The sequence below is a fragment of the Camelimonas fluminis genome, from assembly GCF_014656355.1.
Classification (GTDB): Bacteria; Pseudomonadota; Alphaproteobacteria; order Rhizobiales; family Beijerinckiaceae; genus Camelimonas; species Camelimonas fluminis.
Genome location: NZ_BNCG01000038.1, coordinates 1 through 21,528, shown reverse-complemented (window position 1 = coordinate 21,528; position 21,528 = coordinate 1). Strand labels below are relative to the sequence as shown.

Genomic DNA, 21,528 nt, shown 5'->3' with positions numbered 1-21,528 from the left:
CGTGGAACGCGCGCCCATCATCCGGTGGAATCAGTGCCCACCATCCCGTGGAACACGCAGGCCATCACGTAGGACGAGCGCGTCGGCACGTCCATCTGCGAGAGGGCGGCCCGGATCAGCAGCAAGGCGAGCGCCAGGGGCAACGTGGGCGCGAAGGCCGCCATCATCAGCAAGATGCTGGACGGAATGTGGGTGAACACCATGGTATTGATGAGCCCGATGTGCCGCGACAGCCAGGCTGCGACGGGAAACGAGAACGCCGACAGCACGCCGGACCAGAAGAAGAACATGCCCGCCGCCGCAAGCGACAGATCGAATCGCTCGAACAGCCACAGGGCGAGCAGGGACTGGACGACGAAGCCGCCGGCGAAGGCATCGAGGCTGAACAGGGCAGCAAGCTTGAAGACGATGGCACGCGACGGCCCGAGCGCCGACGCCTCTTCAGGCCCGATTGCGCGGCGTCGTCGCGGTATGCGGGCATAAAGAAGACCACCAATCACGCCGACCAGGGCGTAGAGCACGAACATCAGCTTGATGGCGGTCAGCCTGTCGAGGCCCAGGGTGCCCATGAAGTCGGGCATAGCTGCCGCCAGCGCGCCGACGGCGCTTGCGAGCACCCCGACGAGGCTATAGCGCGCGAACATCTTCGTCCGCTCAGCGTCGGTCACTTCACGGGTGAGCGCGGCGTGCTCCAGCGGCACGAACACGCTCACGCTGCCCGCCGAAGGATTGATCGTGCCGACAAAGGCAATCACCAACAGCAACGCGTATTCGTGGACCATCGCCATGGCGATGCCGGTGGCGATCATCAGACCGGTCGCGGCAAGCAGCAGCTGGCGGAGATCGCGCCACACGCCGAGAAGCCCAACCGCGATCGTCAGGAGCGCGGAGCCAAACAGCGATGCCGTCGCGATGATCCCGATCTGCAGCGGCGAAAATCCCAGCGCGAGCAGGTAAACCGGCAACAGGATCGCCACGAAGCCATCACCGAAGTCGCGCAAGGCGCGCGCCGCGAAGAGATAGGTCGCGGGTCGGATCTCCGGCGCAGGTCTGGTGCCGAGTTTCTGCCTTTCGTGCACCTCCTCAGGCCGCCAATCCCATAAACGGGAACGCACCTCCACCCTCTGTGGCACGCCCCTTCAAACCCGTTCCGCTATCGGCTTTGCGCTTCGAGAACCAGACGATCCGCATTTTCCCACCGGATCGCCGCCATGAACGTGTCGACATAGTTCGCCGCGCTGGCGCCGAAGTCGATGTGGTAGGAATGCTCATACATGTCGAGCGCCAGAATCGGCGCGCCGCCGGCCAGTGTGTGGCAATGGTCGGATGCCCATTGATTGACAAGCTTGCGGTCGCGCGGCGACCAGGTGAGCAGGACCCAGCCGGAGCCGCCGCCAAGCGCTTTGCTCATGGCAACGAACTCGCTGCGCCAGCGCTCATAGGAGCCGAAATCGCGGGCCAGCGCGTCTGCCAGTGTCGTTCCCGGCTCGCATTGATCGCCCAAGCCATCGAAGAACAGCTCGTGCAGGATCATCGAATTCATCGCGACGAGCTGCTCGCGCTTCAGTCCATTGACGACAAAGCCGGGCGCGGATGCGTAGTCGAGCTCGGCGAGCTGCTCCTCGATGAGGTTCAGGCGTTTGACCGCGCCGCTGTAGTTGTTCTCGTAATGGCTGATGATGAGGCGTTCCGACATGCCTTTGATGCGCGCCGGATCGCAGCCGAGCGGTTTGATGCTGAAGGGCATTGTTCCATCTCCCATTCAAAGTAGGTTTGATCCAGGGGCTCACTCCGAGCCTCCGTCCTGTCGTGATAGGGCTGTCGCCGTAAGCTCGGGCGTCTCCTCAGCGTTTTGCGACGCGAACCTTGTCGAGTGCGCTCCTCAGCCCTTGCGCCAGCTTTTCCGCGTCGTCATTGGCCCAGAAGTGCATGAAGAACAGGCGGGGCTCGTCATCGAGCATGTGGTTGTGCAGGGCGGTCACCTCGATTCCGTTCTCGCGCAGTGCCCGCAGAACCGGATTGACCTCTGCCGCGATCAGCACGAAGTCGCCGGTGATCGCGGCCTTGCCGTTTTCCGGTCGGCTGGAAGTTGATGGCGATCGCCGAGCCCATGGTTTCGGGAACCTCCATGCCGCCGTCCTTGATCGGCTCCGCCCGCGGGATGCTGACCTGATAGACGCCGCCATTGATCTTACCCTTATGGCCCAGCGTTTGATCGATGCTTGAAGTGTCGAGGTCGATCGCCGCCGGGGCAGGCGTCGCGCCAGCCGAAGCGGTGGAGAGCGGCGTCTTGCTCTCCACCAAGCCGGCATGAAGGGCGGCGGCGAGCTTCACCGGATCGCCGTGCCCGCTCACGTGCATGTACATCGTTGCCGGCTCGGAGCGCAGCAGGTGATTGTGAAGTGCAGTGACCTCGATCCCGTGCTTGGCCAGCACCTTCATCACAGGGTTAATCTCTTCGTGCGTGAGCACCAGGTCGCCCATCACCATTGCCTCCGTGTCGCCCATGGGCTGAAAGGCGAGCCAGGTGCCGAGCGCCAGCGCCGGTTTGATCTCGACACCGTCCAGCAGGACTTTGAGGTCTGAGCGGGGCAGTCCCACCCGATAGATACCGTCCGGCTGAACAGTGCCCTCCTTGCCGAGCGCCTTTCCGACTGCCTGCCAGTCGGGATCGGCAAGAGCCGGTGTTGCGAGCGAGATCGCGGCGATCAACGCCGTGAAGATCATTTTCTTCATTGCCTAACTCCTCTGTTGGCGCCTCCCCGCCTCGATCAGCCGCCTCTCCTGGAATACCGGGCCGGATTGTCACGCAGCGTCGAAAGCCGCCTGACATCCGGCCGGTCGATAGTGTTCATGCAGCGGGTGGCCAGTTATGGGTTTCCGCCTGACGTTGGGACGCCCAGGCATAAAGGGCGTCATAGATCACGAAGCCGTGCTTCAGGACCTCTTGATCGTCGGGCGTGAGGTCCCGCAGCCCCATCGAAATGGCCAGCAGCCCGGCCGATTGCGGCGTGAGATCGTGGCGGTCGGTATCGGCGCCGCGCACGATGGCGGCGATGGTTTTGATCGCCGGATCGCGGTCTAGGTCGTATTTCGCGACGAAGGCGTCGAAACTGCAGCCGTCCCCGACATGGGTGAGTTCGACGCCCGGAACGTCATAGGGGATGGCGCCGGTCTCCTCGGCGGCGGCGACCACCCGGTCCGGCGGCACGAACAGAAATTCAGGCTCCTTGTCGATGAACCGAGCAACAAGCCAGGGGCAGGCGATACGGTCGATGACCGGACGTTCCCGTGTAATCCATTTCATGCGATCTCTCCTTCGTGTTGCGTATTATCCAAGGAGGAGGCCGAAGCCGAGCCAGCCCAGAAAGCCGGCTCCGACAACGGCCAGAACGACGTTCACCCTGGATTTCCAGAGATAGAGGACGGCCAGAGCGAGCGCGAAGATCACCCCGCCGAGAAGCAACGACGGTAGCCGGTCGACGACGACAAGCGCGAGTTCGACCGTCGTCGCGGCGATCAGACCCACAACGCCTGCGGATACGCCTTCCAGGAAGCTGTGTAGCGTCTTGTTCTCGACCAAGCTCTCCAGACGTTCATGGAAGAGCAGCGAAAAGCCGAAGGCTGGAAGGAAAATCCCGATCGTCATGGCGATGGCGCCGAGCGGACCGCCCCCAAAATAACCGACGAAGGTGGAGAAGATGATGAGCGGTGCGGGCAGGATTCCAGACAGGGCGAGACCGTCGAGGAATTGGGCGTCCGTCATCCAGCCGTTTCCCACCGCGTCGTCGCGCAAGAACGGAATGACGGTGTAGGCTCCCCCAAAGGTCAGGAGACCGGCCTTGAGGCCAGAGAGAAACAGTCCCACCAGCGACGCGTCCTGCGCGATCGATCCATCGGAGAGCGCTGTGCTTTGCTGGGCGCTGTCGAGCAGGCCTGTTGCACTCTCTGGCCCGACCAGGACAGTGAGCACGGTGGCGGCTACCAAGGTGAGGGCCGCAAGTGCATGCTGTTTTCGCACGGCGAAGGCGTAGACCAACCCTGCTGCTGGAAGCGTGATCCAGAAGCTCGCTCCGAGAAATGCTGCGGCACCGCTCACGATCCCGATGCCCCAGAGCCATTTGTCGAGGAGAACGTGCCCCCCAATTCTATGGACAGCGCGCACGATCAGCGCGATCACTGCAACCTGAACGCCAAGGAAGATTGGGCCTAAAGCCGATTGCGTGATGTCGATCGTGAAATAGAGCCACGACAAAGCGAACATCAGGAGGAAGCCCGGCAGCATGAAGCCGAGTCCCGCAAGGAAGCCGCCCATACGCCCGCCCGGAAGCATGCCTATATGAACGCACAACTCGTGCGCCTCAGGCCCCGGCAGCACCTGATAGACAGCAAGGAGGCGATTGAACCGACCGCTGGAGATCCAGCGCTCCTCATCCACGAGTTCTCGCCGGATCATCGCAATCTGCGCGACAGGTCCACCCCATGCGAGGAGGCCAAAGCGCAGGAAGCGCACGAAAATCTGCCATTGCGATAGGGTGGGCACAGTTAGCTCTTGCTGATCAGAAGCATTGCTACCGGCAAGGTCGGGCGTCTGAGTCATGTAGAAATAGGCCTCTTCGGATAAGGAAAACCTTCAATTGGTCAATCGAATTGATACACTTGTTGCATTGTATGGTCCTAATGATACGGTATCAATATGGAAAATGACGTAATTTCGAGCCAATCCGCAGCGAAGTGGCTTCTTCTGATTCATCAGATCCCGACCAAGCCGGCCTACTTCCGGGTGAAGGTCTGGCGGCGGCTGCAGGGCATCGGGGCAGTCGCGGTCAAGAGCACCGTCTACGCGCTGCCTGCGACCGCCGAGACGCAGGAGGACTTCGCGTGGCTCCTGAAAGAGATCGTCGAGGGCGGTGGCGAAGCCATCGTCTGCGAGGCGCGTCTGATCGACGGCTTTTCGGACGACCAGGTGCGGGCGTTGTTCGATGCGGCGCGCGACGCCGACTACGACGAGATCGCCAGGGACGCGCGAGCGCTCGTGGCAAAGCTCGATCAGCCAGAGGTGGATGCGGCCGAGGCGCGTAGCCAGCTCGGCCGGCTGCGCAAGCGGCTTGCCGACCTCGCGGCGATCGACTTTTTCGGGGCAAGCGGCCGCCTGTCGGTCGAAGGCGCCATCGCGGAACTCGAAGCGCGCCTGGTGGAGGATAAAGACATGATTGAGAAGCAGCCGGAGGCCGCGCACATACGAGACCTCAAGGGACGGGTTTGGGTTACGCGCAAGGGCGTCTTTATCGACCGCATCGCCTGTAGCTGGCTGATACGCCGTTTCATCGACCCGGATGCTGTCATCCGCTTCGTGCCGGGCAAGGGCTATATCCCGAAGCCGGGGGAACTGCGCTTCGACATGTTCGAAGGCGAAATCACCCATGAGGGCGACCGCTGCAGTTTCGAGGTGCTGCTTGCCCGCGCCGGTCTCGACGACCCGGCACTGCAGGCGATCGCCGAGATCGTTCACGACATCGACCTGAAGGACGGCAAGTTCGGCCGCGAGGAAGCCATGGGCATTGCTGGGCTGATCGCCGGCATCGCCATGGCTCATGCGGACGACGAGGAACGCATCGCTCAGGGCGCTCCGGTCTTCAACAATCTCTACCAGTATTTCCGCAAGCAGCGCTGATGAGACGCAGGGATGGACTCAGAACGGGCTCGAAAGTAACGAAGCCCAATCATCCAGCTTAGCACTGCGCCTGATCACGAACCCCATTCGCCGAAGCATGACGCATGAGCGTCCGATACACAGTCGGTCGTGAGATCGAGAAAACCTCGGCAAGGTCGCTGATCGAATAGTCGCCAGTGTCGTACATGCGGCGTAACTCCTTCTGCTGACGATCGGAAAGCTTCGGCTTTTTGCCCCGCAGCTTTCCCTTGGCGCGCGCGACCGCCATGCCCTCGCGCGTTCGCATTTTGATGAGGTCGGCCTCGAATTCAGCAAAGGTGGCGAGGATGTTGAAAAACAGCTTGCCCATCGGATCGGTTGGATCATGGACGCTCCCCCCGATCTGCAATTTGACTCCCCGACCTGAAAGTTCATCCCCTATTGCTCGGGCGTCCGGCACGGAGCGGGCAAGCCGGTCGAGCTTGGGCACCACCAGTGTGTCGCCGCTGCGCACCGCCGCGAGCGCCTGATCCAGGCCCGGCCTGGCCCGGTTTGTGCCGGTAAAGCCGCGATCGGTGTAAATGCGATCAGCAGCCACGCCGAGCTTCAGCAAGGCGTCTTCCTGTGCCGCGAGGTCCTGCTTATCGGTCGAGCAGCGGGCGTAGCCGATGAGAGCGTTCATCATGCCCGAATCTGTAACGTAAGGGGCTCCTTCAATGCAAGAAATATAGTACCATTCATATGAGACAAACGCTTATCAGGCGCAGCAAGGGTTTTCGGCTTTTCGAGATGGAGCGGAAAGCGTGTCCGTTGACCGATCCTCTTGCGGACACAAGACCAAGCGACCCCATGGTCGCATGCAGATTGCCCTGCCGATAACTGGCGTTCTAGGTTCGTTCTTCAACTTGGCCAAAATCCCAGCTTCGAGCCGACAGGGCCTTTTTCTGAGGCGGAAGGCGGTGGGTTCGGGGAATGGATAGTTTTCGAACTCACCGAGGTAAGTGACCGCGTGGCGGTTGCGCGCTGCGATGTGGCGCTGGAGCGCCTTACACTGGGGTCCCATGTCTGTGGCGTGGAACTGGAGCGATCCGATCAGGGTGCTGGCGCCGTTGGTCGCTGCGAGCTCGCGCATTTCACAGAGGTAAAGCAGTTTCTGTATATCGCCGGAGGTTAGTTGGACGGGGTGAAAGACCCGGCAGATGGCTTGCGTCGCGGTAAGGGCAGCAGTTAGCGGATCGTTATTCTGCTGATGAGCCCGGATCGTTGAGCGAACAAAGCTTGCAATACGTGTCGCGAGGCTCATAGCGTCTTCCTTTTTGGGGTTATCGGTCTCTCCCAGCGTAGTGGATTTGTGCGAAAGTTTGCTGGCCGTGGCTTGTCGGCGCCCAGATGTACCAAGCGTGATCTTCGGTGCCGGTTGATGGCCCCTCGAACCATTTGATGCGGTCGGTTAGTGTGATTTTCGCAAAAAAACGTGGGTTGTAGCGGAAGAGGTCGCCTCGAGTACTCCCGAAGTCAAATTTGGCGGTTAACAGTAGGGCGATCCATCCGCTGCATCTTGAGATCGCCAGCCTCGCGTAGCGGGCCGCGAGTATGTTCTGTTTCCCGTATGGTGGGTTGGAGATGAGGTCGTCAAAATGGGGAAGTCTGATATCCCCAAAGAAGTCTGAGATGAAGTGATGCGGACGGTTGTGAATTGTGATGTCACTGGTGATAACCCGATGGCCTGCTGAGACAAATACATCGGCGATCTTGTGGTTTCCGGCACTTGGCTCCCAGATGACGCGGTGTGTATCAAGTTTCAGGAAGTCCGCAAGACGGTGCGTAGCCCAAGTCTCTGTCTCATAGAGCTCGAAGTCTTTCAGAACGTATCCGGACGGAACAACGGTCATTGAGTATCGCTTTGGTGTTGCCGGGCGTGGTTCCTGTCTATTGAGGAACAGGGACCAGGCATGAGCGGGGAGATTGTCGCACGCCTTGACTGCGCTTCGAGGATCTGTTCGAGGTCCGATGTTGTAAACATCGCGTTGCCAGCGTCGTCGTTGATGAGAACAGCAACGGGGCTTGCGTCTTCGGACTTGGTCGAAACTTCCCCTCTCTTGAGGGCTGCAAGGAGGGCTGTGAATGGCTCCATTGCAGCGAGGATTTGATCGGTTTGGCCGATCCGTCGGGCAATTACCGCGCGCTCGACATGGGCAATTGTGAGCACGCCGACGCCTTGTGAGGTTGCGATGAGGGTTTCGCCGGTGATGGCGCCTAATCGGTGTTCAATCAGAAGATTGTCGAGCGCGTCCATGAGGGGGGTGTCGGTCGAGTGCATCTGGCTTCCGATGTTGCGGCGAGCATGAGCCCACGCATGCGAATGGCGGCGGACGTTGTCCACCGGCACGATGCGAGGTCGCTTTTATCATTTGTGGCGTGGGTTTAGCGCGGGAGCTGGCGCAACGGCAAGCCAATAATTCAGCTTAAAATTAATTTTAATTTCGAAGCGGTCACGCCGCTGGGTCAGGAAGCTGGATCGCACTTGAGTGACCCGCGTCCGTGGTTCTTCCCACCGCAAGAGCATTCGCATTGCATGGTGCGACCGGTTGCATTGAAGCACCGGGAATCGCAATCGTGTCTGGAAGGGTTGGCCTTCAGCTCGATTTTCCGAGTGATTTTCACCCAGCCGCGGACGCTGTCGTATCCTTTGATATCGCGTGGGCTGCCGGCTGAAATTCCACGGGCTGCCTGGACCTTTCCTTTGACGAGTGTGTCCCGCCAATCAAGGATTGTGCCGTCGGAAAGATCAGCGAAAAAGGCGTAGCGGGCCATTGCAGCGTTTCTCCGTTAGAGGTGGCGAGGCATTGGATGTCGCTCGGCGCCCAGCAGGCTAAGGATGGTGCGGAGGCTCCGGGGCACATTTAGCGGTGCGGCAATGAAGGATCGAGCCAGTCTCAAGGCTGCGGAGATGGGATCATCGCTGTCGAGATGGTTGGGTGCTTGCGACACCTCAGCGCTGCCTGCGGGCGTAAGCCGATATGTATTTTGGGAAGCGCCGTACTTTGCGAGCCCCTTCGCAACCAAGTTTTTTAGTGTCGCTTCGACAATTCCATAGGAATGAGGGCTGAATTGCCCACGCGTCCGGTTTTGGACCTCGTGGGGTGATGACCATTCCGAAATCACCCGCATGACAGCTTGCTCCGGCCGGGAATGGCGCGCCATCGGTTAGCCTTTCCGTGGAAAATGCTCGAGGGCGTCGCGTCCCCTGCGCAAAACGCCGATCAGGATAACTTTGCGCTGTTGGTCAGTCTCGGTTGCGTAAAGCTCCTTGGGATCGGCGCCGTTGTCGAGGTCGTTGCGCACGCTGTCGCGCGCGGCATTTGCATCAATGTGGCCTGCTCTATGTAAGTGGTCCATGCGGGCGCGGCTTGGCTTCAGGACGGCTCCTGCGCTTCGGTATATTCGTGAGAGGTAGGGTGACATTGGTTCTCAGGCTTTCTGGTCCTTGTGGGACGCCAGGTCGAGGGCTTCGGAGACGGCCCATCTCAAGGCGTCCGTTTCGGTAGGAAAGTAGTCGGCAATCACGAGGCTTCCCTCCTCATTGTAGACCTGGATTTGCCATCGGTTGTCGCCCTGCTGAAATTCGGTTACTCGCACCAGGTGATCCGGCGTTGTGGAGTGACCGGAGGCCGTGATCTGGTAGGCGTGGGTTATGGCCGAAGGGTCTGCGTCATTGCGCATGGTGAGCGCTTGGGCTGAAGGCGATGTGGGCATGGAAACTTCTCGGCTATCGGGATCTAAGTGAGGAGCCCGCTGACGGTGGGCTGGGTGCTTCATCCAGTGAGGAAGGGGCGGCAGTTTTTGGGGGAGTGAAGTACACCGGCGCTGGCGGGAATGGTGTGGCGCGTTAGCGCTCATTCCTGTCGTTCAGGTGGTAGTCAGGGCTCAAGGATAGCGCCGCGGCTTACGGCGAAGACGCTTCCGCGAAGCTCCTGCATTGCCCTGAAATTTGCGTCCCGTCTTGCGTCGCAGTTGAAGGCGGACAAGCCGGTATCAGCTTCTCGTACGCCTGTGGTGCAACATGGATAGGTACGGCCGCTGTAGAGGTAGCGGGAGGTGCTGCGGCAATCAAGGGAGCGGTCCAGCCTGTAGCCGAGTTTGCGGAACTCTGCGTCGATGGCTCGGGGCGATAGCATCCTGGCCCCTTGGGCCAGGCGGTGCGCAATTTCGACATCCAGTGGAGTTGGAGTGGCGGCGGCTTCGGGTGATGGAGTTTGGCACATCTGGGCATCTCTTTAATGGGGTTTTGGTCGTGGGACCTTCTGCGGATGCACTTGGCGAGATGTTTCACTGAGCCCACTGGTGTGCGCTACCTGCATAATCAGGATACTGGACGTCCGCGTGATCGCGGGGTGCCGTAGATTGCCTGTTGATCCCCTTTTCCTGAAGGCCGTTGTCGGCGGCGCGTATGCGGGGAATTTACAGGCGATGTGTGGGGCGAGTTCGCGTGGTGGTTTCTTCCCAGCAGTTGACGTGCGCGGCGTTCGATGCCTGGCGCGCACAGACCCGTGGCGGTGGGTTCAACAGGAAGGGCAAACCTATTGGAGAAAGCGGGCATCGTTTAGGCATGCGAGCGGCAGAGGCGGGCCGCTAATTACCCGGTGACAGGTGGGGCGCCTATTTGCTCGACGTCGTTGGGATTGGCCCAATAGTAGTAGTTCCCCGTACCAATCCAATGCACTTGTGGGTGTATGAAGGGTGTTTTGCCGCCACCGTCGTAGCGGCCGGCATATGCAGCGAACAAATTCACATAATATGGTCGCCTGACGATTTCGCCTGCCGATGGGACCCGTGGGTTTGTGCTGAAGCGGACGCCGCCAGCCTTGACCTTGACCTTTTGGTGCTTTCTGAAAAGCGTTGTGCTGAAGGGGCCGAAGTGTTGTGCGGAGGTTAGTCCCGTTCGTTCCATCTCGTCAGCACACAAGAGGGCCCATTCTCTCGCGCGGCAAGCGCGTTTGAGCTTTCCATCTGCGGAGCGGCCGAAGGCAGCTGCATATTTGATATCGGTCGCGAGATTGTCGGATAGGGTCCGGAGAGTTGCTGGCGTGATGGGGGCTTCCACCAGGACGGCGTATTGCTCCATGTGGTTCATTGGTAGCGCGCTCCTCTGGTGGTGAAACTGAGCGGTGAGAGCGCGATTCATGCCGCAGTGGAGGTGGTTCGGGTATTAGGACCCGAACGGTAGGCGTTCAGCTTCATCTGCAGGTCTTCGATGACCCTTCTCTGCATTGCAACCATCTCTTCGAGGCCGGCAATGTCGTCGTGGAGCCCGTCGGGGTCGGCATTGGCCGGCGATCGTGGGAGGGCTACCGAGGATGCTGGAGGCGGCTCATCGGTGTGGATGCGGGTATCTTCGGCGCCCTCTGGCAGATCTTCGGTTGGCAGAGGAATGACCGGATTGGCATCCTTCCATCGCTTGGTGCCGTGAAAGCGTTCCGTCATCTCATGAATGGCCGTTCCGACGTGATCCAGGTAGGATTGCACGTCGGTGGGCGACCAGTCGTAGTTATTGCTTGACAGGTTCCCGAAAATTCGTACCGCTTCGCTGATGGATTCCAGTCGCTTTTGCGCAAGGCGGTGAAAGTTTGCGTTCTTGTCGTTCATCCAGATCACTCCGGGGGACCGTCGGTCCGTTGCGGCAAACGGGACCTATCATTAATTGGTGACATTTGGCCGCTCATCGTGAGGACCTTTGGTCGGTATGCTCTTTGAACTTCGCGTGCCCCGTTGCTTGTTTAATGGCGATAGCCATAACAAACAACGCCGCGGCGCGTTTTCCCTATTTTGCGGAGCCCAAAATTTTGGCGAGGCTGCTCGGGATCTGATCTGGAGGTTTTTGAAACCGTTAAACGGAGATGCTCACATTCCGGGTGTTGCGTGCGGAGTCTTTTCTGTGTCTGGTGTTTCTACTGGCGTCGAGAGTGCCAGGAACTGATTGAGGCTGAGGGCGGCGCGTTCGCGGGAAAATGCACAACCTTCCTCATTGAGGGTGTGTTGGAAGTAGCGCTCGATCAACTCGTCTCTGTCCGACGGGGCTGGATCTTTATTCCAGTCAGACCAGTAATCACGGCAATATGCGGCAATCTGGTCGCGAACGTCGTCGTCGGAGAAGCCGACATAGTGGTTGATCCCATGCCGATGCTCAATTTGGGCAGTAGAAATATTGATTGCGCGAAGCGCCGTCGGGTCGCCGGCCGTGTCAGGGATTTGCTGCATAATTTGCTTTCTGTGTCCGAGGGGGTGCCGTTACAGGTGGCGTGACTGCGAGGTGTTGACCTGCCATGTGATCGCGCCACGGAGCACGTCGAGTGCTGAGAGTGTTTCCCGTGCGAGGCCAGGGGTACGGATGGCTGTGTTGATCTCGTCGAGGGTGCGTCCGTACACGGCGCGGACGTCGGCATCGCCAGCAGTGGTATGGGCAAAAAAGCCGTCAATTGATTTCTGCGGAGATGCGAGCCTGCGAACAGCAGCATCGAGCGGCATGGTCGCCGAAGCCGTAGCTGCGCGAATAGCGACGGAACCCGGGGTACAGCTTGAGCCCTGGACGAGACCCGACGGCAGGGTGCGGCGCAGGAAAAGAGCAATTGCGTCGTCCACGGAAATGATGAGTTCGCGGCGCGGTTGGTCGGGCATCTTATGGTTCCGGCGTTGTGGCGTGAATTGGGTGCTCTATTGGGGGGTATGACAGGGGTTTGGCGGTGCTGGTTGTGCACTGGCGATAGGGACGGCTCCGCATTCCCTGGTGGGAGGCGGAGCCATTGGGCCGGCTAGTGCAGGCCCATGTAATAGAGAATGATGAGACCACCCAGTACGAACAGCAGCAGGCGGAACAGCGGGCCAAACATTTTCACGAAAACCCAGAGGTAGGCTCCGACGACGAACAGGCCGATGGCGGTGCTGATAACGTAGCCGATCTGTCCGGCAAGTTTTTCGACGCCGTATATCCGGTCGAACTGCAGGTAGATCAGTACCAGAGAAACCGCAGTGAGAGCGACGTAGCCGCATCGAGAGAGAAACAGCTTCAGCCGTCCGGTGGGCTCGCTATGCTCGAATTGTTCGTTCTGGTCCATGGTCTCTACCTGTTTCCGGTGGCTACCTCCATCTGCGAAAGGTCCGTGAGGACCTTTCTTTCTGGGGTTGGCTGCTACTCGTTTGCGCAGTCTCGTCCCGTGGAATTGGCCTAAAATATTTCCGCCTCTGGGCGGCGCGGGGTGCCAGGCTTGCAAAATCTGCGGTCTGAAGGCTCGGCCTTCACCCAACTAAAAAAGCACGTTCGATACGAACGGCGTCATTGTGCCGGCCACAAACGCGGTGATGTAGATGCGCCTGCGCTTCGCGATCTGCGTCGGGCTCTGGCCCGCCCAACTCCCACGGCCAGGGCTCTTGATGAGGCTAAACGCCATAGCGGCGGGGGCTATGGCAAGGGTAAGCGCGAGGCCCGGCACTGACATGGGAATGAAGTCAGGAAGCAAGGATGCCAAGGCAAGCGCCATAAGGGAAATGGCACTTGCCAACGCCCCTGCTGCGAAGAATGACGGGATCAAGGCGCAAACAGCATATCGAAATTCAACCTCACATCGGCTGTGGAATTGACATGTGCTCATCTATCGAACTTTCTGGGGTTTGGACGAAATTTTGGTTGTCCAGACCGGGCAGTTCGACCGTGTTCGTTTACTCGGGGGATGGAGCACCGCGCAGCAAGAAAGGTGCTAGCGCCTCGCAAAAAATTGTGGCGTCGTTCTCAATCACCTCTTTGTTGATCTCAGCGTCACCAGCTGCGAGTTCGCAGAAGAGGGTTACGAGGGTACTGCGAAGAAGCGAGTGCGGGGTGCTTCCGGGTTCAAGGGTCGTGGCTGAGAGGGACTGCCTAAAGGGCGCCAGGTTTGCGTGCAGGTACTCGACATCCTGTTCCCTGCGCGCGGCGTCTACCCCCTCAAGCTGATCGGCGACCAGTTTGCAGAGGATGCTCCGAAGGTCCTCGTTGCGCTGATCCGCGTCGGCGTGAAAAAACGCTTCCAGAACCGTTCGGGCGCATTCCATTGCCGTAGCCCGCAATGCGGGATTGCGAAAAAATTCCGCGACTATCATGGCCCGCGTATGCCCGGGCGTGGTTACCTGGACGAACGCGATTGCCGCGTCGGCAAGGGCTGCCTGGTTGAGAGCAGTCGGGGATTGTCTTCGAATGCTGTCGTTCATTTTTTGGGGGGCTCGTCGGTTAGCGCAAATTATGATGGGGTTGCGCGGATCCAGTTCCTGAGTCAGGCATTTCCCACAGGAAGTGTACCGGGTGGAATTGCAACCCGCCTTTCCGTTTGTGAGACCTTCAGTCCTGGGGGCGCGAAGAATGCTTTTTCGCAAACTGCTCAGATGGTAAGAAGGATGGATGGTACATTTTTAATGTGAGTTTGCTGTGAAAATTGGTTTCCGTGTGCTCTCGGATTTTCGGGAGGCGGTGGAAAGCCGCCCCCGTCTGTCGTCCGATACCGCTCCCAGTCTGATTGCTCTTGCGGTTGTTGCCGTCGTCTCAGTGGTCGGGCTAGGTATCTATTTCCTGACAGGAATTGGGCCAGACGGGAAAGGTATGGTCTCGCTCGGCGGTCTTGTAATCGCGCTGCTCGTGGGAATTGCGTTTTGCTGGTGGCGCCGGATGGAGCGGGAACTTCTGGCGCTTAGGGGTATTTGCGAGCTGATAGTTATTATGGTGAGCGTCGGTTTGCTCTCATACGCAGGGACGGCGGTTGCCCTCCCCTTGCGGGATAGTTGGTTCCACGCAGCCGACCGGACACTTGGGTTCGACTGGGCTTACTGGGTTGCCGTGATGAATGAGTACCCTCGAATTAGCCGTTCACTTTCTTGGGCCTATGGGACGATGCTGTTTCAAACATTTGCGCTTGTTGTTCTCCTTGGAGCAACATTGCGTCGGCGCGAGCTCAACCGGTTTTTGCTGGCCTATTTGATCTGCGGCGTCGCAACGGTCGTCGTCGGAACGTTGCTGCCGGGGATCACTCCGCTTGTTTATCTGGGCCTCAATCCGGCCGACTACCCCAATGTCAGTGTTACCGGCGGATCCATGGCTGTCGACCACATCATGGCTATGCGCGAAGGGAAGATGCGGTTGATTGACTTGCACGGTGCGCAGGGGCTGATTTGCTTTCCCAGTTTCCATACAATTTCAGCGGTGTTGCTGGTGTATGGGTTCTGGGGTGTGCCCTATGTCCGGTGGTTTGGTTTGATGCTCAACGCCGTCATGTTGGTTTCGATCCCTGTCGTAGGGCTCCACTACCTGGTTGACGTTCTGGCTGGTGGCTTGGTTGGCGTTGCGGGTTGGTATGCGGGCGGCTGGCTCATGATGCATGAGGATCACATCAGGCAAGCGATGGGGGAATTTTTTAGAATGCGTACGCCTCGCGTAACCTGATCCGTTACACGCTTCCTGTCGCCTTGGTTGGGCCTATTCGACGCGGACTCGAACAAATCCGAGGCGCACGAGAAAGATCAGGGCGACGACCATCGTTCCGCTCGAGTACCAGAACGCGACATTTGGGAGACCGAGGCTCAGGGTCACAACCGGCGGACCGAATATTCCGATGATTGCGAGAAACGCGATCGCGAATGCCGTATTGTCGGAGAGAAATGCAGCCTGAGTGCGCTCGGCGTGGTGATCGGCGTGAGCATATGGCGCTGACGATGTCGACATTCATTCTTCCTTTCTGGGGTTTGCAGATCAAATGATGGCTATTCGGAAGTTAGCGTGGAATCCATGCTGCCTTCTTGGTCCAATCGCGACGGCAGTCAGGCTGCTGCAGCGACAGTGGTTCCGGGACAACGCGTGGGCTTATGCCCTACGTTAGCGTCCCCGGGCGGCCTGCCCCGCCCGTGGGCCTTCAAGGCCCGCTCTAGAATATTGAGCGCCGCATTATGATCACGCTGGAGCACTGCTCCACACCTGCATTCATGGCGCCGCTGCGATAGCGTCTTCGGAACGTCGACGCCACATGCGGAGCATGTGATCGAGGTGTTCCGGGGATCGACCTTTACAAGAATCCCACCGGCTCTTTCAGCCTTGTAGGTCAGCAGGGCAATCAGAGGCCGGGGCGCCGCGTCAAGCAGCGACCGGTTAAGGCCGGCCTTCGGCCGGATATTCACCCCAGGTTCGGCGATGGTGCCTTTCGCCGATCTGGACATGTTTTTAAGCTTGAGTTTCTCAACGGCGATGAAGCCATGCCGGTTGGCAATGCCCGCTGAGACCTGGTGAAGGTGATTGGCCCGGAAATTGGCTATGTTCCGCTGCTGGCGGGCCAATTTTGCCTTCACCTTCTGCCGGCGTCGGGATCCGCGCTTGCATCGCGCCAAAGCGCGCTGCGCCATACTGTGCTCGTGTTGGCCGCAATTTATAGCGATAACTCAGGATCAAAATGGGGCAGCCCGTTCACCGATTGTTCTATCCAACGTCGCGCCTTTGTTTGCGCGGGTCAACAACTGGATTACACACAAAAATCCGAATAGCCCAAATGATCACCCATTTCGACAGGAAGAGTGTTGAGGTCAGTCGCCGAGGCCAGCCTCGAGCCGCCGGCAGGGTTTATGCTGCGGAGTGAGCGAGCTTGTGGTGTGAAGCCCAAGGCGGCCGGCGGCCTGGAGGGCGGCCAGTGTGAGCGCTAGCGGCTCTGCCTGCTTGTGGGCCGCCTTGAGCGCGGGGTGGTCGGGAGGCAATTGCGTGTCATCCGGCAACCGGTTGTTTGAACCTGGTGACCATGGCCTTAGGCCAATTTTGTGGCCCCATGGTACGATGCCGGTTACGCCCTCGTGCGCAAAACCGTGCCGGCGGAGGCATTCACTGGCCACGGAGTTGGAATTCTGACCTAGAGGGCAATATGGGATGCTGCGTTTTCCTATGCCGCGCGCGGTCATGGTCATTGCTGTCCAGGTTTCCTGGAGGTCTTGTTCCTTGCCCTGCCGGATATCGATCTTGACCCAGTTGTCGAAGCGTCGCTTGTCAAAGACGGCGCCGAACTGGGTCTCCCTGACCGGGAAATCGGGTGTCCGGGCATCATATGGTCCCGCATGGACAACGATCGATCCGAAAGGATTTTGCGGCCCGCTCGCGGATTGCCTGACTAGCTGGTCAAATTTTGGCTGTCGTTCGGGGCCGCCACGGATGAACTCCATGGCGCCGTTGTCTCGTGTGAACAGCAGGAACTGATGCGTGGCGCCGGTCCACCCGCCTTGTATCGGAATGTGCACAAGCTGAATGCTGGCCACGGCGGCGCTCCTACGGAAACACGGTCTGATCGATGAGGCTGGCCCAGTTGATCGTGACGTTTTCCGTTCCGGGAATCCTGGAAACTGATATTCGCAGCGAGTGGCATGGTCTGAAATGTGCTCGCCGTCCGAGCACGGCGTCCATCTGTGCCGGGCTATACGTAAGGACGAGCGATACTCCCTGCATCAGGGCGGCAGTCACCTGCGGATCGGAGAGCGAATGCCCTCGTTTTTCGCCTTGCTCTGCCGCAGACTCAACGGCATTGAGCTGGTCGATAAAACTGAGCGCTCGGACGGTTTTTTTGCTGTCGGGGAGCAACGAGCCGACGTCAGTCTGCTGTCCGCGCATGGCTGACACTGACTTGGCCGCAATGGCTATAATCTCGTGCAGGATGTTTGACGCTGACTCTGGCATTGGTTTCCTGTCCGCTCCGCGGTCCCCTTGTCGCAGGGAGGTGGAGCGAGAGCGTGTGACAAGGTTGATGCGCACAAGTGTCGCTGGCGAATTATGCCAGATCGGAGTGGTGCGCGCCAAGAGTGATGCTCAGTGCTGAAGCAGCCGCGCCCCGATAGCGGCAATTATCAGGGCGCTTTCCCACGAGTCGGTTTTTGCGCAAGAAACAAGCTGCGAGCAGCGATTGTATGAATGGTGCACTGCCTCCACGTGCACATAGAAATCATCGCCTCCTGCAGATGGCATCGGATATACCGCAATCCGCTTGCAGTCCGGGAATGCTGCGTTCCGGTCGGAAAACAGGGGAACACCGAAGTCGTACTCCCCGAAGGCGCCGCCTGCGGCGCGGACACCGCGGTTGAGTTCTTCGAGCAATTCGCCGAGGGGGCGGTCGAAGACCTGGATGGGCTTCAGGGATGCGATGCCGGAGAACGAAGGCAGGGTTGGGGATGGGCGCATTGAGTCGGTTTGCTTCTGCATTTGGGTGTCCAAAAAAAAGCCGGAACGTGAGTTCCGGCCAATTCCTTGGGATTTATGTCCGGATCTCCTCGAACCAGGGGATCCTCGTCAATCGAAGAAAAATTGGATTATTCGAAGCTGCGATATCAAAAAATTTGTGGAAGCTAGCGGCGCTTCCCGTTGCCTCAGTTTCCTTTGAGCGCTCCTTCGCGTGGAGCGTGCTTGCTGAGGATCCGCTGGAGCGTGCGACGATGCATGTTGAGGTGCCCGGCGGTCTTCGACACATTGCGACCAGTGGACTCAAACACGCGCTGGATGTGCTCCCAGCGCACGCGGTCGGCCGACATTGGCGTTCCCGGCACTTCTACTTTTCCGCTGACAGGCGACGCCATGAGAACCATGTGAATTTGGTCAGCCGTCGCGGGCTTGGGAATATAGTCGAACGCTCCCATTTTTACCGCGGCGACCGCGGTAGCGATATTGCCGTAGCCTGTTAGCATGACTGCCCTTGCTTCGGGTCGGACTTCGCTGAGTTTGCGGATGACATCCAGGCCATTGCCATTGGCGCCAAGGCGCATGTCCACAATTGCAAAGGCTGGTGGAGCTGTTTCCACAGCGGCAAGGGCGTCTGCAATGGTGTTGGCAATGAGGCTGGAATAGCCACGGCTATCCATGGCCCTGAGGAGCCGTGTCGACAGGACGAGATCGTCATCGACGATGAGCAGAGATTTGTCGATGAAATCGTCCAACTTCATCGGTTGGTCGAAATCGTCATTTCCGTTCATGGTGTGCCCTTGAAACGCTCGCCAAAAAATTGGCTATTAAATTCGGAGCCGCCCATATCGGGTATCCGTTTATAGGCCCAGTCCACGCACATGCACAACATGCGCGTGCAACCATCATATTAGTTTTTGGTCTGGCCGATGAGATGCGGCGCACATTTGCGTGAGTGAGCGTGGTAACTTTTCCTTCTTTTCGCCGCCGGCATTCAAATTCGTGCGTGATGGGGCCGGCGAGCTTTTAGGTTGACCAATGAGTTGCATGACGTTTCTGGGCCCGCGTGCCGTGACAGGACTATTTTCCGGAAGAACTGTGCGTAATTGACGAGACTCAAGCACAAGACTAACTTCAGAACACGCTTCCGACGTGCCCCTTCCTGACAGATGCAGCGCCCTTTTCGCTGCAACTGGAAGGCACAACGCGAGCGGCCCGTATCGCGAGCGGGTCACTTGGCCCACCATCCTGAACGGGATGGTGGGCTTTTTTGCTGCCACTCGGGCTGGCTAATTCCCGGTATAAAATTGTGAATTGGCCCTGTATTTTTTTGTCCCGCGTTTGGAAATGTCGCGTTCCTTCTAGGGTATCGACTGGATGTTAGGCGGAGATCGGAGGCAGCGCGTAGTGTTGCGATCACTGCGGGTGGTTTCAGGCAGCAAGCGCCCCGATGAATGGCGAGATGTTCGAAATGGGCCGTTGGCGGATGGGTGGCGTGTCATCGATGTTTTTGGCGGCGGGGGTCTCCGTTCCTGGATTGTCTCCACCGCCCGTTGGGTCGGGTTCATTTTGGTCTTCCTGATTGGCAGCCAGACTGCTGTCGATCTGCTCCAGTTCGGCGCGCTTGCGGACAAGTTCATCCTCGTATGGGAACGCTTGGGTTAGCGATGCGGAGTAGTCCTTCACCATCCGTTCAGCGTAGCTGAGCTGGCGCTGAGCCTCGATAAGGTGGTCGTCGATACCGGCCAGTGCTCGTTGGATGTGCTCGATGGCGACGGCGCCAGGGGTCTGGCTCCAGATGCGGAGTTCATACGACCTGTTAGGTGATTTAAGGACCGTTTCCGATTGGATTTCGCGGGCCACATGGTAGGCGGTGTATTCGATTTCGAACTGGCCGGCTGTGGCTATGGTCCCCGAGGCTTCGGATCTTGACATCCCAAGTGCTCTGTTGTCGAGCCGCTGCATTTTGGCTCGCAGCGCCCTCCCCGCGTCCTTGGCGGTTGGGAAGGCCTGTCCGTCGATGAGAATATCCAGGGGGCGGCCTGAGGCATCGCGGATCGCAATATCGTTGGTCAGGCACAGGATATGCTGCTTTCCTGCGACGATATCGCGCTTGGCTCTTTCGAGTCTGATGTAGTTTGTGTGTCGGTCGTTGAAGTGGGCGTCGCGCAGTCGTTGCAGGCGATTGATTTCCGACTCCAGTCCCGCGCGCTGCATCAGACGGGGATCGCCGGATGCAATGGCCTTGGCCATTGAGAACTGGTTGACCGCGTCTTCGCCCAGGTCTTCTACGCGGCGGACAGACCGGTCGCCGGATAGGGCAGCGGCAATGAACCGGGCCTTTCTCTCGTTGGTCTGCCACATGGTGGCGTCCATGGATCCCTCGGTTGCGTAGGCGACGACCTCGATTTCTTCGTTTTGGTTGCCCTGTCGTTCAATGCGCCCTTCCCGCTGTTCGATGTCGGAGGGGATCCACGGAACATCGAGGTGGTGAAGCGCTTTCAAACGGTTCTGGGCATTGACACCGGTGCCCATCTTTTTGGTCGAGCCGATCGTAATGCGGACTTTGCCGGCGCGCATGTCGGCGAAGAGGCGGTTCTTGGCCTGCATGCCGTTGTAGTCGTGTACGATGGCAATCTGCTCCGATGGAATACCTCGGGCAACCAGCTCGTCCCTGATCCACCTGTAGGCGGAGAACTGGCGGGTGGCTTCGACCGCCAGTGTCCCCAGATCGGAGAAGATCATCTGGGTGGCGCCGCGCAGCTCATAGGCCTCGCCGTTTGGCTGGAGATAGGTGTTGTCCGCATTTTCATTGTGGATGCGAAAAACGTTGTCGATCAGCTTGTTGAGCTTGTTGTTGGGCTCATTTCGGGACCACGGATCGACGAGCCGCATGTCAATTGCGGCGTGTCGTCCGTCGGTGATGACGCTGAGCAGGATGTCATCGCCCTTGTTCGGCTTACCGGTGCGCTCCTCGATGAGTTTGATGCGTTTGGCCAACAAGTCCTGGTACGCCCGGAAGTTTTCGCTTGGCGGGGCGGTGATGATCTGGCGACGGCCGGTCTTCATGACGGGAAGCTGGACGTACTGCTTCAGGTCGGCCAAATCGACCACGTCACCAAACGTGCGGAACATTGTGATCAGTTCCGGAACGTTCACGAATTCGGCGAACCGCGTGACAGGCTTGTATTTCCCTGATGGCTGAAGTTCAAGCTCAGTGCGGGCGTTGCCAAAGGTTGCAGCCCAGGCGTCAAATTCCATCATGTTGCGTTCAACCAGGGCGTCACGAGCCATATAGCGCTGGATCGTGAACATTTCGCCGAGCGTGTTGGTGATGGGGGTGCCGGAAGCAAGATTGAGGGCGCGGTCAACGCGGGCGCCAGGAGTTTTTTCTTTGCGACGCATCCGGATGTATTCTGCTTTGCAGAAAAGATCCCAGGCCATCTGTGATCCGTTGGGATCAATCCCCTTCAGCGCGCCCTGCGAAGTCGTGAAGCTGAGCTTCCGGAACTCCTGCGCCTCGTCCACATAGATCTGGTCGGTTCCAATTTCCTCCATGGTGAGGAAATCGTCGGTGGCCGTGGCGAGTGCTTCGATCCGCTTGCTAGAGCGCTTTTCGACCGCCATGAATCGCACCGGATTCCCTTTGTGGCTGACTTCTGAT

Annotated in this window: 25 protein-coding genes and 2 pseudogenes; 4 read left to right on the top strand and 23 right to left on the bottom strand. The window is 58.9% G+C overall.

All coding sequences use genetic code 11. The features are described 5' to 3' along the window. Window positions 1–53: 53 nt before the first annotated feature. The 5 genes and pseudogenes from IE243_RS19750 to IE243_RS19730 form a co-directional block, all read right to left on the bottom strand. Window positions 54–1,079 (bottom strand): annotated as a pseudogene (locus IE243_RS19750) (MFS transporter); the annotation flags it as partial. Between the two features lie 74 nt (window positions 1,080–1,153). After that, entirely contained in the window at window positions 1,154–1,747 is a 594-nt protein-coding gene (locus IE243_RS19745; protein ID WP_035227957.1) for a superoxide dismutase, read from the bottom strand. A 97-nt stretch (window positions 1,748–1,844) separates the two neighbouring features. Further along, window positions 1,845–2,736 (bottom strand): annotated as a pseudogene (locus IE243_RS19740) (DUF1259 domain-containing protein). 115 nt (window positions 2,737–2,851) lie between these two features. Then, window positions 2,852–3,307: a chromate resistance protein ChrB domain-containing protein gene (locus IE243_RS19735; protein ID WP_035227954.1), complete on the bottom strand. Its 456-nt coding sequence runs from the start codon at window positions 3,305–3,307 to the stop codon at window positions 2,852–2,854. A gap of 24 nt (window positions 3,308–3,331) precedes the next feature. Then, window positions 3,332–4,600: a chromate transporter gene (locus IE243_RS19730; RefSeq protein WP_191321058.1), complete on the bottom strand. Its 1,269-nt coding sequence runs from the start codon at window positions 4,598–4,600 to the stop codon at window positions 3,332–3,334. Window positions 4,601–4,696: 96 nt separating this feature from the next. Here IE243_RS19730 and IE243_RS19725 point away from each other — a divergent pair, with 96 nt between their 5' ends. Beyond that, a complete protein-coding gene (locus IE243_RS19725; protein WP_051796645.1) occupies window positions 4,697–5,674 on the top strand; it encodes a chromate resistance protein ChrB domain-containing protein in 978 nt (325 codons plus the stop codon). 58 nt (window positions 5,675–5,732) lie between these two features. Here the strand turns inward: IE243_RS19725 and IE243_RS19720 are convergent, their stop codons facing one another. From IE243_RS19720 to IE243_RS19670, 11 genes are all read right to left on the bottom strand, one after another. Beyond that, the gene (locus tag IE243_RS19720) at window positions 5,733–6,338 is read right to left on the bottom strand and encodes a recombinase family protein (protein WP_191321057.1); all 606 of its coding nucleotides are present in this window, start codon (window positions 6,336–6,338) and stop codon (window positions 5,733–5,735) included. Between the two features lie 72 nt (window positions 6,339–6,410). Then, window positions 6,411–6,956, bottom strand: coding sequence for a hypothetical protein (locus IE243_RS19715; protein ID WP_191321056.1), 546 nt, complete (start codon window positions 6,954–6,956; stop codon window positions 6,411–6,413). 19 nt (window positions 6,957–6,975) lie between these two features. Further along, window positions 6,976–7,545, bottom strand: coding sequence for a hypothetical protein (locus IE243_RS19710; protein ID WP_191321055.1), 570 nt, complete (start codon window positions 7,543–7,545; stop codon window positions 6,976–6,978). Further along, the gene (locus IE243_RS19705) at window positions 7,542–7,973 is read right to left on the bottom strand and encodes a hypothetical protein (RefSeq protein WP_191321054.1); all 432 of its coding nucleotides are present in this window, start codon (window positions 7,971–7,973) and stop codon (window positions 7,542–7,544) included. The genes IE243_RS19710 and IE243_RS19705 overlap by 4 nt, the downstream gene beginning before the upstream one ends. 887 nt (window positions 7,974–8,860) lie before the next feature. Further along, a complete protein-coding gene (locus IE243_RS19700; RefSeq protein ID WP_191321053.1) occupies window positions 8,861–9,118 on the bottom strand; it encodes a hypothetical protein in 258 nt (85 codons plus the stop codon). Window positions 9,119–9,124: 6 nt separating this feature from the next. Continuing rightward, window positions 9,125–9,409, bottom strand: coding sequence for a hypothetical protein (locus IE243_RS19695; RefSeq protein ID WP_191321052.1), 285 nt, complete (start codon window positions 9,407–9,409; stop codon window positions 9,125–9,127). Window positions 9,410–10,289: 880 nt separating this feature from the next. Next, complete coding sequence (locus IE243_RS19690; RefSeq protein WP_191321051.1) at window positions 10,290–10,787, bottom strand: hypothetical protein; 498 nt, start codon at window positions 10,785–10,787, stop codon at window positions 10,290–10,292. A gap of 47 nt (window positions 10,788–10,834) precedes the next feature. Further along, window positions 10,835–11,299: a hypothetical protein gene (locus IE243_RS19685; protein WP_191321050.1), complete on the bottom strand. Its 465-nt coding sequence runs from the start codon at window positions 11,297–11,299 to the stop codon at window positions 10,835–10,837. Between the two features lie 255 nt (window positions 11,300–11,554). Continuing rightward, a complete protein-coding gene (locus IE243_RS19680) occupies window positions 11,555–11,911 on the bottom strand; it encodes a hypothetical protein (protein WP_191321049.1) in 357 nt (118 codons plus the stop codon). Window positions 11,912–11,941: 30 nt separating this feature from the next. Beyond that, on the bottom strand, window positions 11,942–12,328 hold the full coding sequence (locus IE243_RS19675; protein WP_191321048.1) for a hypothetical protein: 387 nt from the start codon (window positions 12,326–12,328) through the stop codon (window positions 11,942–11,944). 134 nt (window positions 12,329–12,462) lie between these two features. Next, window positions 12,463–12,765 (bottom strand): hypothetical protein, encoded by a 303-nt coding sequence (locus IE243_RS19670; protein ID WP_191321047.1) that lies wholly within the window; start codon window positions 12,763–12,765, stop codon window positions 12,463–12,465. A gap of 817 nt (window positions 12,766–13,582) precedes the next feature. On the opposite strand from IE243_RS19670, the gene IE243_RS19665 reads away from it, so the two are divergent. Continuing rightward, a complete protein-coding gene (locus IE243_RS19665) occupies window positions 13,583–14,098 on the top strand; it encodes a hypothetical protein (RefSeq protein ID WP_191321046.1) in 516 nt (171 codons plus the stop codon). A gap of 7 nt (window positions 14,099–14,105) precedes the next feature. After that, window positions 14,106–15,113 (top strand): phosphatase PAP2 family protein, encoded by a 1,008-nt coding sequence (locus IE243_RS19660; RefSeq protein ID WP_191321045.1) that lies wholly within the window; start codon window positions 14,106–14,108, stop codon window positions 15,111–15,113. A 33-nt stretch (window positions 15,114–15,146) separates the two neighbouring features. Here IE243_RS19660 and IE243_RS19655 read toward each other — a convergent pair whose 3' ends face one another. Both IE243_RS19655 and IE243_RS24015 read right to left on the bottom strand, forming a co-directional pair. Next, entirely contained in the window at window positions 15,147–15,392 is a 246-nt protein-coding gene (locus IE243_RS19655) for a hypothetical protein (protein WP_191321044.1), read from the bottom strand. A gap of 95 nt (window positions 15,393–15,487) precedes the next feature. Next, complete coding sequence (locus tag IE243_RS24015; protein WP_191321043.1) at window positions 15,488–16,063, bottom strand: RNA-guided endonuclease InsQ/TnpB family protein; 576 nt, start codon at window positions 16,061–16,063, stop codon at window positions 15,488–15,490. Between IE243_RS24015 and IE243_RS19645 the strand changes: the two genes are divergently transcribed. Next, window positions 15,947–16,201, top strand: coding sequence for a hypothetical protein (locus IE243_RS19645; protein WP_191321060.1), 255 nt, complete (start codon window positions 15,947–15,949; stop codon window positions 16,199–16,201). The two genes, IE243_RS24015 and IE243_RS19645, sit on opposite strands and share 117 nt — an antisense overlap. 39 nt (window positions 16,202–16,240) lie before the next feature. Here IE243_RS19645 and IE243_RS19640 read toward each other — a convergent pair whose 3' ends face one another. The 5 genes from IE243_RS19640 to IE243_RS19620 all read right to left on the bottom strand — a co-directional run. After that, window positions 16,241–16,957 (bottom strand): hypothetical protein, encoded by a 717-nt coding sequence (locus tag IE243_RS19640; RefSeq protein WP_191321042.1) that lies wholly within the window; start codon window positions 16,955–16,957, stop codon window positions 16,241–16,243. 10 nt (window positions 16,958–16,967) lie between these two features. Beyond that, entirely contained in the window at window positions 16,968–17,372 is a 405-nt protein-coding gene (locus IE243_RS19635; protein ID WP_191321041.1) for a hypothetical protein, read from the bottom strand. A gap of 129 nt (window positions 17,373–17,501) precedes the next feature. Continuing rightward, entirely contained in the window at window positions 17,502–17,891 is a 390-nt protein-coding gene (locus IE243_RS19630; RefSeq protein WP_191321040.1) for a hypothetical protein, read from the bottom strand. Window positions 17,892–18,055: 164 nt separating this feature from the next. Then, window positions 18,056–18,655 carry an ActR/PrrA/RegA family redox response regulator transcription factor gene (locus IE243_RS19625; protein WP_280514614.1) on the bottom strand — a complete coding sequence of 200 codons (600 nt, stop codon included), beginning with the start codon at window positions 18,653–18,655 and terminating at the stop codon, window positions 18,056–18,058. A gap of 640 nt (window positions 18,656–19,295) precedes the next feature. Further along, window positions 19,296–21,528: helicase-like domain-containing protein (locus tag IE243_RS19620; protein WP_505661115.1), on the bottom strand; the 2,233-nt coding region annotated here is incomplete at its 5' end.

Excerpts from the sequence above, each read along its gene's own strand:
- IE243_RS19745 (WP_035227957.1), bottom strand. The coding sequence starts at position 1,747 with ATGCCCTTCAGCATCAAACCGCTCGGCTGCGATCCGGCGCGCATCAAA.
- IE243_RS19735 (WP_035227954.1), bottom strand. The coding sequence starts at position 3,307 with ATGAAATGGATTACACGGGAACGTCCGGTCATCGACCGTATCGCCTGC.
- IE243_RS19730 (WP_191321058.1), bottom strand. The coding sequence starts at position 4,600 with ATGACTCAGACGCCCGACCTTGCCGGTAGCAATGCTTCTGATCAGCAA.
- IE243_RS19725 (WP_051796645.1), top strand. The coding sequence starts at position 4,697 with ATGGAAAATGACGTAATTTCGAGCCAATCCGCAGCGAAGTGGCTTCTT.
- IE243_RS19720 (WP_191321057.1), bottom strand. The coding sequence starts at position 6,338 with ATGATGAACGCTCTCATCGGCTACGCCCGCTGCTCGACCGATAAGCAG.
- IE243_RS19715 (WP_191321056.1), bottom strand. The coding sequence starts at position 6,956 with ATGAGCCTCGCGACACGTATTGCAAGCTTTGTTCGCTCAACGATCCGG.
- IE243_RS19710 (WP_191321055.1), bottom strand. The coding sequence starts at position 7,545 with ATGACCGTTGTTCCGTCCGGATACGTTCTGAAAGACTTCGAGCTCTAT.
- IE243_RS19705 (WP_191321054.1), bottom strand. The coding sequence starts at position 7,973 with ATGCACTCGACCGACACCCCCCTCATGGACGCGCTCGACAATCTTCTG.
- IE243_RS19700 (WP_191321053.1), bottom strand. The coding sequence starts at position 9,118 with ATGTCACCCTACCTCTCACGAATATACCGAAGCGCAGGAGCCGTCCTG.
- IE243_RS19695 (WP_191321052.1), bottom strand. The coding sequence starts at position 9,409 with ATGCCCACATCGCCTTCAGCCCAAGCGCTCACCATGCGCAATGACGCA.
- IE243_RS19690 (WP_191321051.1), bottom strand. The coding sequence starts at position 10,787 with ATGAACCACATGGAGCAATACGCCGTCCTGGTGGAAGCCCCCATCACG.
- IE243_RS19685 (WP_191321050.1), bottom strand. The coding sequence starts at position 11,299 with ATGAACGACAAGAACGCAAACTTTCACCGCCTTGCGCAAAAGCGACTG.
- IE243_RS19680 (WP_191321049.1), bottom strand. The coding sequence starts at position 11,911 with ATGCAGCAAATCCCTGACACGGCCGGCGACCCGACGGCGCTTCGCGCA.
- IE243_RS19675 (WP_191321048.1), bottom strand. The coding sequence starts at position 12,328 with ATGCCCGACCAACCGCGCCGCGAACTCATCATTTCCGTGGACGACGCA.
- IE243_RS19670 (WP_191321047.1), bottom strand. The coding sequence starts at position 12,765 with ATGGACCAGAACGAACAATTCGAGCATAGCGAGCCCACCGGACGGCTG.
- IE243_RS19655 (WP_191321044.1), bottom strand. The coding sequence starts at position 15,392 with ATGTCGACATCGTCAGCGCCATATGCTCACGCCGATCACCACGCCGAG.
- IE243_RS24015 (WP_191321043.1), bottom strand. The coding sequence starts at position 16,063 with ATGGCGCAGCGCGCTTTGGCGCGATGCAAGCGCGGATCCCGACGCCGG.
- IE243_RS19635 (WP_191321041.1), bottom strand. The coding sequence starts at position 17,372 with ATGCCAGAGTCAGCGTCAAACATCCTGCACGAGATTATAGCCATTGCG.
- IE243_RS19630 (WP_191321040.1), bottom strand. The coding sequence starts at position 17,891 with ATGCAGAAGCAAACCGACTCAATGCGCCCATCCCCAACCCTGCCTTCG.
- IE243_RS19625 (WP_280514614.1), bottom strand. The coding sequence starts at position 18,655 with ATGAACGGAAATGACGATTTCGACCAACCGATGAAGTTGGACGATTTC.